The organism is Cypionkella sp., from assembly GCF_028290025.1.
Taxonomy (GTDB): Bacteria; Pseudomonadota; Alphaproteobacteria; order Rhodobacterales; family Rhodobacteraceae; genus Cypionkella.
On record NZ_JAQGKQ010000054.1, the window covers coordinates 65889 to 77139 of the forward strand.

Annotated in this window: 11 protein-coding genes and 2 pseudogenes; 9 read left to right on the forward strand and 4 right to left on the reverse strand. The window is 57.9% G+C overall.

Going from position 1 to position 11251, the window contains the following annotated elements:
• Positions 1 to 77 precede the first annotated feature (77 nt).
• From JWS10_RS09210 to JWS10_RS09225, 4 genes and pseudogenes are all read left to right on the forward strand, one after another.
• Complete coding sequence (locus JWS10_RS09210) at positions 78 to 866, forward strand: 2OG-Fe(II) oxygenase (RefSeq protein WP_299506612.1); 789 nt, start codon at positions 78 to 80, stop codon at positions 864 to 866.
• A gap of 9 nt (positions 867 to 875) precedes the next feature.
• A complete protein-coding gene (locus JWS10_RS09215; protein ID WP_299506614.1) occupies positions 876 to 2018 on the forward strand; it encodes an aromatic ring-hydroxylating dioxygenase subunit alpha in 1143 nt (380 codons plus the stop codon).
• 231 nt (positions 2019 to 2249) lie between these two features.
• Positions 2250 to 3560 (forward strand): annotated as a pseudogene (locus JWS10_RS09220) (ABC transporter substrate-binding protein); the annotation flags it as partial.
• A gap of 106 nt (positions 3561 to 3666) precedes the next feature.
• Complete coding sequence (locus JWS10_RS09225; protein ID WP_299506616.1) at positions 3667 to 3969, forward strand: lipocalin family protein; 303 nt, start codon at positions 3667 to 3669, stop codon at positions 3967 to 3969.
• A gap of 571 nt (positions 3970 to 4540) precedes the next feature.
• On the opposite strand, the gene JWS10_RS09230 is transcribed toward JWS10_RS09225, so the two are convergent.
• From JWS10_RS09230 to JWS10_RS09245, 4 genes are all read right to left on the reverse strand, one after another.
• Positions 4541 to 6115 (reverse strand): GMC family oxidoreductase, encoded by a 1575-nt coding sequence (locus JWS10_RS09230; RefSeq protein ID WP_299506618.1) that lies wholly within the window; start codon positions 6113 to 6115, stop codon positions 4541 to 4543.
• A 15-nt stretch (positions 6116 to 6130) separates the two neighbouring features.
• Entirely contained in the window at positions 6131 to 6652 is a 522-nt protein-coding gene (locus JWS10_RS09235) for a Twin-arginine translocation pathway signal (RefSeq protein WP_299506620.1), read from the reverse strand.
• A 70-nt stretch (positions 6653 to 6722) separates the two neighbouring features.
• Complete coding sequence (locus JWS10_RS09240; RefSeq protein WP_299506622.1) at positions 6723 to 7118, reverse strand: VOC family protein; 396 nt, start codon at positions 7116 to 7118, stop codon at positions 6723 to 6725.
• An 89-nt stretch (positions 7119 to 7207) separates the two neighbouring features.
• Positions 7208 to 7510 (reverse strand): ribbon-helix-helix domain-containing protein, encoded by a 303-nt coding sequence (locus JWS10_RS09245; RefSeq protein ID WP_299506624.1) that lies wholly within the window; start codon positions 7508 to 7510, stop codon positions 7208 to 7210.
• A 52-nt stretch (positions 7511 to 7562) separates the two neighbouring features.
• Here JWS10_RS09245 and JWS10_RS09250 point away from each other — a divergent pair, with 52 nt between their 5' ends.
• From JWS10_RS09250 to JWS10_RS09270, 5 genes and pseudogenes are all read left to right on the forward strand, one after another.
• Entirely contained in the window at positions 7563 to 7871 is a 309-nt protein-coding gene (locus tag JWS10_RS09250) for a hypothetical protein (RefSeq protein WP_299506627.1), read from the forward strand.
• A gap of 239 nt (positions 7872 to 8110) precedes the next feature.
• Positions 8111 to 8287: a hypothetical protein gene (locus tag JWS10_RS09255; protein ID WP_299506628.1), complete on the forward strand. Its 177-nt coding sequence runs from the start codon at positions 8111 to 8113 to the stop codon at positions 8285 to 8287.
• A gap of 1601 nt (positions 8288 to 9888) precedes the next feature.
• Positions 9889 to 10386, forward strand: coding sequence for a DUF2924 domain-containing protein (locus JWS10_RS09260; protein ID WP_299506630.1), 498 nt, complete (start codon positions 9889 to 9891; stop codon positions 10384 to 10386).
• A pseudogene (locus JWS10_RS09265) lies at positions 10383 to 10917 on the forward strand (recombinase family protein); the annotation flags it as partial. The gene JWS10_RS09260 and the pseudogene JWS10_RS09265, both read left to right, overlap by 4 nt.
• Before the next feature lie 253 nt (positions 10918 to 11170).
• Positions 11171 to 11251, forward strand: an 81-nt coding sequence (locus JWS10_RS09270; protein ID WP_299506632.1) for a hypothetical protein, incomplete at its 3' end; no start/stop codon positions are given.

Genomic DNA, 11251 nt, shown 5'->3' on the forward strand with positions numbered 1-11251 from the left:
GCCAGAGTTAGTTTTAGCTTAGTTGCGCCGCCCCGCCGGGGTTGCGTATCTTTTCCTTGCTGATGGAGGACACTGCAATGCGCGATATTCTTGATCTGGACCGCTACCCTCTCGACAAGCCCGGCTCGGCGGCTTGGCTTGAACTGGTGGCTGATCGCAAAGCCTCACTGGCCCGCGAAGGCATGTTCAATCTGGAAGGACTGCTGCGCCCTGAGGCTGTCACCAAGGTGATGGAGCAGGTCAATCCGATCATGGAGCGTCTGTCGTTCCTGCATAAGCGCAACCACAATATCTATTTCCGCAAGGATGTGCCGGGGCTTGATCCCGATCACCCGGCCCTGAAGGCCGTGGACACGATCAATCATACCGTCTGTGGCGACCAGTTGGAGCAGACCGTGGTGGATTGGGTCTATAGCTGGCCGCAGATGGCGGTGTTTCTGGCGGCGACAATGGACAAAGAGACGTTGTTCACGATGTCCGATCCGCTCGCCCGGATGAATATCATGCGTTACGGTGACGGAGAGGCGCTGAACTGGCATTTCGACCGGTCCGAATTCACCACCACGCTGCTGTTGCAGGAGCCTTCGGGCGGCGGCGAGTTTCTGTATCGCACCGATCTGCGCAGCGACACCGATCCCAACTATGATGGCGTGGCGCAGGTGCTTGAGGGTCGCGACAATCAGGTGAAGTCCTATGTGCTGAAAGCCGGGACGCTGAACGTGTTCAAAGGCAAGAATACCTTGCATAAAGTGACCAAGTGCCAAGGGCCCAATTCACGCTTTATCGCGGTGTTCTCTTACTATGATCGCCCCGGCGTGCGGTTCTCACGCGAAGAACAGGTCGGCTTTTACGGCCGCGCGGCTTAGGGGATATAAATGGCACATGACTCTTTCGCGCATCTTGGTGAGGCTTTGAAGGACAGCGAAAAGCTGGGCTATGACGAAGCTTGGTCCATGCCCACCGCTTATTACACCGACCCGGCTGTCTTGGCGTTGGAGCGCGAGCGGCTGTTTGGGCGCGAATGGGTATGCATTGGGCGGGCGGATGAACTGCCCAACCCCGGCGACTACCTGACCTTTCAGCTTTGTGATGAGCCTGTGGTGGTGATCCGGGGCGACGACAACAAAATCCGCGTCCTGTCGAATGTCTGCCGCCATCGGGGTGCCATCATCGCGGAAGGCTCCGGCCATACCGGGCGGCTGGTTTGCCCGTATCACCATTGGTCTTACGACCGAAGCGGGCAACTCGCCGCCGCTCCAAAAATGACAACGCATCCGACCTTCGATGCCAAATCCTGCCGTCTGCCAGAATTTGCCTGCGAGGAATGGCATGGCTTCATCTTCACCAACCTGTCCGACAATCCACCAGCGCTTGGGCCGAGGCTGCAGGGGCTCGATGCGCTGATCAAGAACTATCATATGGAACAGATGACCACGCGCTATGTGATCGAGGAAGTCTGGCCGTCGAACTGGAAATCTTTCATCGAGAATTTCATGGAGGCGTATCACCTGTCGCCGCTGCACAAGACGACGCTGGCACCGATGAACCCGACTAAGCTGTGCAGCCATATCCCGGCTGGAGAGGCGTATTTCGCCTATAACGCCGGATTTTCGCCCGACTTGCCGCGCAGTTACAAGGGCCACCCCGACTTGACCGATGCCGAAGCGATGAACTGCGTTATGATGGCGGTGCCTCCCGGCCTCGTATCGGGATGCAGCGGCGACTATTCGAGTTTCATCTGCGTGCAGCCGGAATCGGTGGACAAGGTCCGGGTCAGGATGGGGCTGATGTTCTACGGCCCGACTTGGGAGCAGAAGGATGTCGATTTCGCGGTAGACCTGTTTCATCAGTATATGGCCGAGGATAAGGTGGTGCTTGCCAACATGGTGCGCGGCCTGAAATCGCGGCACTATTCGCGCGGGCCGCTTGCGCCTGCCGATTTTGAAGGACCGGCGCTCGACTTTTACCGCTATTACAGCCGCCGGATGAGCGACGCGTTGGCCGGGGCTGCCGGATGAGACATGCCCCGTTCAGGGACGAACGGAAGCTGGCATATCTGAATGTCGAAGTGGCCAAGACGCCGCTGCGCCGCCCACCTGATTTCCCGAACAAAGGCCGCGCTGACCCATTCTGGTACGCGGCCTGTTGCCGTTGAGCGAGCTTTTCTGAGCCATTAAACTGACGACGCCCTTAGTGACCAACCTAAAGCCACAGCAAGTGGCGGACCCCAGCCAACAGGAGAGACTTGCATGACAATCAATTACAGGCTTTTGGACATCCTGCGCCGTGGTCGCACCCCACATGAAAACCACCTGATCGACGGCGTAGTGCGTGGCGCGATAGATCGGCGGGAGTTCCTGCGCTATGGCTCGGTTTTGGGTTTGTCGGCACCGCTGTTGGGCGGGATTGGGTCGGCTGTCGGCTTTGGAGTGACGGCGGCTCCGGTCTTGGCGCAGACGTCGGGTGGCACCATCCGATTTGGCGTGATCGTTCCGGCGGGCGCGATCAATCCGGTGACGATTGCCGACAGCGGTGGCGTCACGGTCGTGTCGCAATTCGCAGAAACGCTGGTATTCTCGGCCCCTGACCTGTCGGCGCAGCCGCTGCTGGCGGAAAGCTGGGCACCTAATGCCGATGGCACGGTCTGGACGTTCAAGCTGCGGCAGAACGTCAAGTTCCACAACGGCAAAGCCATGACGGCGGATGACGTGGTGGCGACTTTTGATCGGCTGGCGGACCCGGCCAATGGATCGAACGCGCTGTCAGTGTTCACTGGGCTTTTGTCCAAAGGCGGCACGCGTAAGGTCGATGATTATACCGTCGAGTTTCATCTCGATGCCGCGAACGGCAACTTTCCCTATGCGGTTTCGACTGACAACTACAACGCGGTCATCATCCCAGCGGAACTCCCCGAGAACTTCGAGGCGACGATGATCGGCACTGGCCCGTTCAAGCTGGACAGTTTCACGCCGAAGGTTGGGGCGACCTTTGTGCGCAATGCTGACTATTGGGCGACAGCGGCACTGCCGGACCGGATCGAAATCACCTTCTTTGACGATTATCAACCGCAGATCCTTGCGCTTCAAGGTGGGGCCATCGACATCATTCAGCAGTTGCCAGTGCTGCAAGCGGTGGGTCTGCTGAACGACCCGAGCTTCACCATCATCAGCACGCCGTCTTCGGCACATCAGCAAGTCCATATGCGGACCGATATGGAGCCGTTCAAGGATAAGCGGGTGCGGCAGGCGATTGCGTTGACACTCGACCGTCAGGTGTTGGTGGACGGGTTGATGCGCGGCAAGGCCGCCATCGGCAACGATAGCCCGTTCATGGCGGCTTATCCCTCGACCGATGCTTCTGTGTCGCAGCGCGGCAAGGACATCGCGCAGGCGAAGCAGTTGATGGAAGCGGCGGGCATGGCGGGGGGGTTCGAGGCCACCCTGACCACCGAGCGATATCTGGAAATTCCCGATTATGCCGTGTTGATCCAGAATGCGGTTAAGGAAATCGGCGGCGATATCCAGCTGAATATCATGGATCAGGGCTCGTATTACGGGGATGCTGTGGCGGGCAACTCGCCCTGGCTAGACTCCGAGATGGGGATCACCGATTACGGCCATCGCGGTGTGCCGAACGTATTCCTGCAAGCCCCGTTGACCCAAGTTGATGGGGTTCGTGCTGCGTGGGGGCACGGATTATACTTCGGCAACCTGGATCGCTGCCGATGGCACCGCCTCAGCCCTGCCAGATGGTGCCTTCACAGCCACGCCACTGTCGCGCCACAGCGTGGCGGATCGCGCCCTGCCGGTGGAATGGCGCGTGCGTTTGCCGGAAAAGGGCGTTGACGTTGTGGTTAAGGCAGTAAACCGCAATGCTTGGATGGCAACCACGGTGCCCTATTGGGAGGGTCCGATTTCGGGCAGCCACGGCGGTGTGGGATATCTGGAGATGACCGGCTACGACGACTGATCCAACCGCAAAGTCCATTGTTCCAGTACGGTGACCAGCACAGGTCTGAAGGTGGCTGTTGCTAGGTGTGGGTAAGCAACCTGAACCAGATAAAGCTTGCCGAGGCCAATCCCAGCAGCATCTGACCGCTTTCCGCCCTTTTTCGTTGATCACGGATTTTCGACGTAATCGGCCCATAGCAGACGGTCAATTTTTGAAGCGGCGCTACCTAGCAGCATTCAACACGGCCGCTCGGACTAGGCCCGCGACTTTCTGTTTGACATGCGTAATGCCAATCTTGCCATTATTTGCCAGCGCTTCAAAATGAAGATGTCACGCGTTGACTGTTATCGCGCGTGCAGGTCACAAACCACCAACTTTGCGCTGCCGGTTTTTAGCTAACGATCCAGCGTCATCTGTCCAAATGTTGCGATCCAGCGTGACAAATGACGGGTGGCATTCCCGCCATTAGCCAAATGAGACGCACAAGAACCTAGGTGAAATCACTTGGGTTCAGGGCTGCACTGCTAAAGTCCGGCGACTTCGCCGCAGTCCGAAAAAATGCGCGCAGGCAGCCCGCGCGCAGCTGGTATCAGATCGTGCCCGCAGCCATCTCGCTGGCAATGTGATCGGCCTGACGGATCGCCAATGCCACGATGGTCAGCGTCGGGTTTTCCGCGGCCCCTGTGGTGAACTGGCTGCCGTCCGAGATGAACAGGTTGGCGATGTCATGCGTCTGGCCCCATTTGTTGACCACGCCCAATTTGGGGTCTTCCGACATCCGGTTGGTGCCAAGGTTATGGGTGGATGGATATGGCGGCGTCGGGAAGGCGCGGGTGGCCCCAACCGCCTCATACATCGCCACACCGCGTTCATAGGCGTGGTTGCGCATAGCAATATCATTCGGGTGATCTGAATAATTCACATTGGGCGCGGGCAGGCCAAACTGATCTCTGGCATCTTTCGACAGCGTGACTCGGTTGTCGGCTTGCGGCAAATCCTCGCCGACAATCCACAGCCCCGCCATGTTTTCGTAGCTGTCCAAGCCGGATGTAAACTCGCGCCCCCAAGCGCCGGGATCAAGGAATGCCGCCATGAACGGCAGACCAAGGCTGAGGGTTTCCAACTCGTATCCGCCGACAAAGCCGCGCTCCGGGGCGTGATGCGCCTCATCCTGGATGATGCCAGCCATCGTGGTACCGCGCCACATCCGCACCGGCTTGTCGAACACGCCATACACCGAGCCTGTGACATGCCGCATGTAGTTGCGCCCGACCTGATCGGAGGAATTGGCGAGCCCGTTCGGGTATTTATCCGACGCCGAATTCAGCAGCAGCCGCGGGCTTTCAATCGTATTGCCCGCGACGCAGATGATCCGCGCCTTTTGGGTCTGCAACTTGCCGTCTTTGTCGAAATATTCGACCGCCGTGACCTTGCCTGCCTCATCATGCAGAATCTTTGCGACATGGCTGTGATCGCGCACCTCTAAATTGCCCGTCGCTTCGCCTTCAGGAATATCCGTGTAGGCGGCGGACCATTTCGCGCCCCATTTGCAGCCCTGAAAGCAGAACCCGGTTTGCTGGCACGCCACGCGGTTGCCGGTTTCATCAGAGGACTGAATAGCCATCCGCCCGGTGTGGACTTTCGTGTAACCGATAGCCAAAGCGCCCTTCTCGAACACTTTGTAATTGTTGCTGCCGGGCAGGCCGGGGCGATTGCCGGTGCGGGTCACGCCCAGCTTTTCCTCTGCCTTGTCATACCACGGTGCCATCTCGGCGCCATCAATCGGCCAGTCGAGCAGGTTCGCGCCCTCGACCTTGCCGTAGTTGGTCAGCGCCTTCCATTCATGGTCTTGAAACCGGATAGAGGCACCTGCCCAGTGCGTCGTGGTGCCGCCCACCGCTTTGACGATCCATGTCGGCAGGCCGGAGAAATCCTTAGCCACCCGCCAATCACCGCTGGTGGTGCGGGTATCGGTCCAAGCCAACTGACCAAAGCTCGCCCATTCGTCGTTCAGATAATCCTCGGGCAAATAGCGCCCGCCGGCCTCTAGTGCCACAACCTTCACGCCCTTTTGCGCGAGTTCGTTGGCCAGCACGCCACCGCCTGCGCCAGTGCCGATGATGACGACCACGGAATCGTCGTTCAGATCAAATTTCGCTACCATGTGTTCGTCCTCCCCTTACAGCCAAGCGATGTCGTCGAAGCCGCGATTGATGTAGCCACCTTTGCTAAAGGACTCACCCTCATAGCCAAAGATCGGCCAAATCTCTTTCTGGTTATAAAGCCCGGTCACCAGGCCAGCGCGCACCTTTTGGAAGAACACGCCCTTCTCGATAGCCTGCAGAACCTTTACGCGGTCCTTTTCCCAGCCAATCGCCAGATACGAGGCATGACCCTGCGCCACCGCCGCCGCGTTCAATTCGTCAATTCCGGCGGCAACCATCTCTTTGCTATCGGCAGCGTCATAGCCTTTGACCGCCACGGCGTAGTATTGGTCGCCAACCTTGTCATGCGGATAAATATCGCGCGCCATTTGCATCAGCGTCGCCATCTGCTCCGGCGTGATCACCGCCACCTCAAGCGCCCAAGCCGCATCGGGTGCTGCGATAAAGCCCGCCCCGGAGACCGCCAGCGCCCATGTCGCGATGGAACGTGACAACAGCGCACGCCGCGTGATGCCCTTAAGTTGATCTTGTTTCATGTCATCCTCCCTAGAGTGCGTATCGGCCGCGAACTCCCCCCGCAGCCTTGCGTTAATCTTCCTTAGTTCGTCAGTGATACCTCCCGCCGCGCTGCAAAACTTCGATCTGGTAGCCGTCGGGGTCCGCGATAAAGAAGAATCGCGCCACCAGCACTTCGCCATTCCTGAAATCTACCAGCTTGCGTGGAGCCAGACCCGCCGCCATCAACCGCGCATGTTCGGCGTCAACATCATCCACCGAGACCGCAAGATGGCCATAGCCATCGCCGAGATTGTAAGGCTCGACGCGGTCTTTGTTGACCGTCAGCTCCACCTCGAACCCGCTCTCGGGGTTAGACATATAGATCAACGTGAAGCTCGGAAAATCCAAGCGATCTGCCACCGAAAGCGCAAAAGCCGTCTGATAAAATGCAACAGAGCGGGCTTCCTGCAGCACGCGGATCATTGAATGTATCGCCTTGGCCATAACATCTCCTCAACCGCCTCGGTTTTGGTAAGGTTACTGAACCAATTTATGTGTAGGTAGTAGCCCTCTACTACAGCGCAATTTTATTGCTATTCCGCTGCAAATCTTGGCTGAACCTGATCCGGCATCTGATCGAACTCGCCCAGATGAATGGTGCAGGCACAGCGCAGAAACGAGGTAAAGTTCGGTGCTTCGCCATGTTGTTGCAGCACTTCTGAATGCAGCTTCGACAACAAGGCGGGGGTAGTCAGAGCTTGTTTGTCTGCCATTGTGTCCAATATGCGCCAGAACGCCCGCTCCAGCCGGATACTGGTAGACTGCCCATTCAGTCGCAGGCGGCGAGTTACCGATTCATAACGGCTGGGGCTTTGCCCTGCGAAGATCTGGCACATCAGCTTGTTCTCCCCCCGTTCAAGCTAAGTCATCTGCGCCCGAGTCGTCAACATGGCCGACATCAATATCGGGTTGGGTAGCCCGATTTGCGGCATCATGCACGATATCGTTGCCCAAGGCGGACGGGCCTACTCCGTCATCGGCGACCTGACAAACGACGATGAGGTGCGACGGCTTTTCGATGAGGCGCGGGCTTTCGTCAGGCCCATCGAGATTGTGGTCAACAATGCGGGCGGCTCCGGCACCTCGGATCAGTTGCTCGAGCGGATCGGCCGCACTCTCGAGTTGACCGCCAAGGCTCGCGCTCTTGCTGATCCGGTCAAGACAATCCTTTCTCAAATTAGCGACCCCGATACCTAGGCGGTCAGCTTCTATGCTTCGACCGCACGACGGATTTTTCGCGTTTCCGCAACCACCTATTGCTGCAATATTCTCGCGACCCGGTTGATATGCCGACTGCGAGACGTCGCTCCACTTATCAGCGTGCAGTTTGAGGAGCTTTCGGCTGACACACCTGAAAGATTAAGAGCGGTTCGGTTGACTTTGCAATCACAATTACAGCCAGACTGCTCGACAAAATGAGGGCGTATGACGAGTTTATGCGATCTCAACAGCTATTTACCGACCAATTCGTTGTGGCGATTTCCAAAGACAACGCCTTTAAAGACGCTACCATAACCTTCGGCCAGTTGGGTGAGATGGGATATGTCGAAACTCGGTTTGGCGGTGTGATCGTCGGCGTCACCGAGCAGTTTTGGCGGCAGCAACCTAAGTAACCGCACACGTGCGTGTGGCTGCTTAACTGTCAACTTACGTTGAATGCGGTAGGCCGGACCGACATGGTAACGATCTTACCACCGCTGCTGGTCTCCATGCAAGGCGATCGACACAATGTGAGGGCGCTTGCCGTGCTATTCGATTTGCCAGTCCTTGAGAAGCGGCTGTACTGACCTCGAAGAAACGACAGCGACCCAGGCCACGTGTGGGTGAAACAGACTCTCCAATAAGTCGCTTCTGGCTTGAAGTTATGAAGTCGGCGATCTCGCTACGGCCGAATGGTGATTTCGGCGGCAATTATACCCGTTGTTACTGACCGACAGTCCCGATTACACCCGCCGCTAATGGCTGAAAGGTAATTGGCTGGCAAATTTCAGCCGACCCGACCAATATTTTCCGAGGCACTACTGTTGGTTCTGGAACAATTATGAGCGTCAAAGATTGAAAGAGGTCGGCAGAAACGTCGATTTCAGCGAGATCGTGGAGAGGAAATATATGCCTAAGAATCCCCAGGAAACTAAAGGCGGCTCTGGCGGCCGACAGCTTTTTGACGTGACCAGACCTGGAACCGCGGAAGAGCAGGCCGAAGTTGGTCGGCAAAGCCACAAAAACGACTCTGGTAGACAACCCTCTGGCGGAAAGCCGTCTGCTGGTCCGCAATCGGGCAGCGAAACCAGAGGCGGAACCCCGGAGCAGTATGCTGAATCTGGTCGCCAAAGCCGCAAAAACCACTAGGGCGTAATGCCTTGCTCGACGAATGGCCGGAGACATCTCCGGCCTTTTTCTTTGGGCAGTCACAGAGGCGTCACTAATTAACAGGGAGACACTAAACGCCGGATGACGCTTAGATCGACTGCTGCTCAGCCCTGCACTTAGAGGCCGGCTATCGGCTGCTGGTGTTGGTCGCCACGTCAGCGGCTGGGACCACACGAGCGATCAGGCGCCCGGGCTGCAGGTGCGCGGTCGCCGCACAAGATCTGCATGCATGTCTATCCGCTTCGCGGCGGGCCACAGCTTCCATCTCCAAAAGGAGTTGGGCGTAGATTTGACGAAGTATCCTAAGCTTCATAGCGATGTGAAACGGAGGGCCGGACCTCCCCTCATGTGCTAGCGATCCGCTTGCGCGGGTACGGCATACTGGACTCCAAATTGCCAGCGTCGTCATTCCAAGGGCGACAGGGCCCCCCAGTCCGGTTTCCCGGAAACCCTGCATGGCACTCCGACCCGAAGGTCGTGTTACGGCCGGGAGAATTTTACCGCGTCACGCCCAAGCCAACGATAGACGATGTAGCGGTCCGCAATCAAGTCCAGCGGCGAAAATCAATACGCGCTCCGCGCCGTTGCATGAGTAGAGCGGTCCGCAGCGATTAATGCCCATCCCAAAAAGCGGGTAAATATTTCCTTATGACTGACGTAACGGCCGCCTGCTGCGAAGACGTCGCACACAAAAACTGTTGATTCACACTGCTTCGCTCCTACTATGAGTGGCATCAAACATCCGGCTGTGGGACTTTTCCCGTCGACTTCCGCGCTGAAGCAAGCGGTGCTAATCGCGTGCCCATTTTGCCTGTGGTGTCACCCAGCGGGAGAACGTGTCACAATGCGGTTGAGTACGGAGCGTCAAAACAGGGACTTAGCAAAACAAGCTGTGCACACCGCGGCCACGGTCGCACAACTGGACCGGGACGGGCTTGTCAGCCTTTGGTCCGCTATCATGGATAGTCCGACCCCTCGCGGCATGAGCCAAGCCTTATTGCATGCATTCTTGTCCTTTGAAGTGCAACAGCGGTCAGGTGGCGGCTTGACCAAAGCGGATATGGATCGGTTGAAGCGGATCGGCACGGGCAAAGTGCGTGTGACGGCGCCCAAGATGGCCGCTGGTGCGCGGTTCCTGCGAGAATGGAACGGCGCCACGCATGTTGTGGAACGCATCGCGGGGGGCTATCTCTGGAACGGCAAGACTTTTGCTTCGCTGTCCGCCATTGCCAAGGAAATCACGGGCGCACATTGGTCGGGACCGCGGTTCTTCGGCGTGAATAAAACCACGGCGGTCAGCAAATCCCCCAGCGTGCGACCGAAGCTCGGAGCGGCCGCATGAACGCCGTCGTCCCGCCCAGCCGAAACCTCGCCGTGCGCTGCGCGATCTACACCCGAAAATCGACTGAGGAGGGATTTGAGCAGGGGTTCAACTCGCTTGATGGGCAATATGAAGCCTGCGCGGCTTACGTCGCAAGCCAACGTCATCAGGGTTGAAAACTACTCCCCGAGCGGTTTGATGACGGCGGCTTGTCCGGTGGCACAATGGAGCGCCCCCGCCCTGCAGCGCCTGCTGGCCGAAGTTGACGCGGGACGCATCGGCATGATCGGGGTCTATAAGATTGACCGGCTCACCCGCTCGCTTGCCGACTTCGCGCGTCTGGTCGAACAGCTAGAGCGTCGCGGCTGCTCCTTCGTCTCGGTCACGCAGGCATTTAATACGTCAACATCCATGGGACGGTTGACGCTCAATGTACTGCTCTCATCTGCCCAATTCGAACTTGAGTTCACCGCAGAGCGCATTCGCGACAAGATCGCTGCCTCTAAGCGCAAAGGGCTGTGGATGGGCGGCACGCTGCCACTGGGATATGATCCACCCAGTGACCCTCTTAAAGCCCGTGTGCGGGAGATCAATCCAGCCGAGGCCATTACGGTGCGTAGATTGTTTGCCCCTCTATTTGAGCGCGGGCAGTCTGGGCGCAACGAGGATCGCTGCGGCCGAGCAGGGCCTCAGCCCGCGCAAGTCCGACCATATGGTAGGGGCGGCAACCGGGCTTGGATCACACATCGCTCCGTTCTAAAACGGCCAACTGCATTATCTGCTGACCAACCCGGTCTATCGCGGCTTGATCCGCCACAAGACCCTGATCCATCTCGGCCAGCATGAAGCCATCATCGACGAGCAGTTGTGGTCCGCTGTGCAGACG

Bases quoted from the DNA above. Each gene is read 5' to 3' on its own strand.
- JWS10_RS09210 (WP_299506612.1), top strand. From the start codon at position 78: ATGCGCGATATTCTTGATCTGGACCGCTACCCTCTCGACAAGCCCGGC.
- JWS10_RS09255 (WP_299506628.1), top strand. From the start codon at position 8,111: ATGCGATCTCAACAGCTATTTACCGACCAATTCGTTGTGGCGATTTCC.
- JWS10_RS09245 (WP_299506624.1), bottom strand. From the start codon at position 7,510: ATGTGCCAGATCTTCGCAGGGCAAAGCCCCAGCCGTTATGAATCGGTA.
- JWS10_RS09215 (WP_299506614.1), top strand. From the start codon at position 876: ATGGCACATGACTCTTTCGCGCATCTTGGTGAGGCTTTGAAGGACAGC.
- JWS10_RS09250 (WP_299506627.1), top strand. From the start codon at position 7,563: ATGGCCGACATCAATATCGGGTTGGGTAGCCCGATTTGCGGCATCATG.
- JWS10_RS09230 (WP_299506618.1), bottom strand. From the start codon at position 6,115: ATGGTAGCGAAATTTGATCTGAACGACGATTCCGTGGTCGTCATCATC.
- JWS10_RS09240 (WP_299506622.1), bottom strand. From the start codon at position 7,118: ATGGCCAAGGCGATACATTCAATGATCCGCGTGCTGCAGGAAGCCCGC.
- JWS10_RS09260 (WP_299506630.1), top strand. From the start codon at position 9,889: ATGCGGTTGAGTACGGAGCGTCAAAACAGGGACTTAGCAAAACAAGCT.
- JWS10_RS09225 (WP_299506616.1), top strand. From the start codon at position 3,667: ATGGGGTTCGTGCTGCGTGGGGGCACGGATTATACTTCGGCAACCTGG.
- JWS10_RS09235 (WP_299506620.1), bottom strand. From the start codon at position 6,652: ATGAAACAAGATCAACTTAAGGGCATCACGCGGCGTGCGCTGTTGTCA.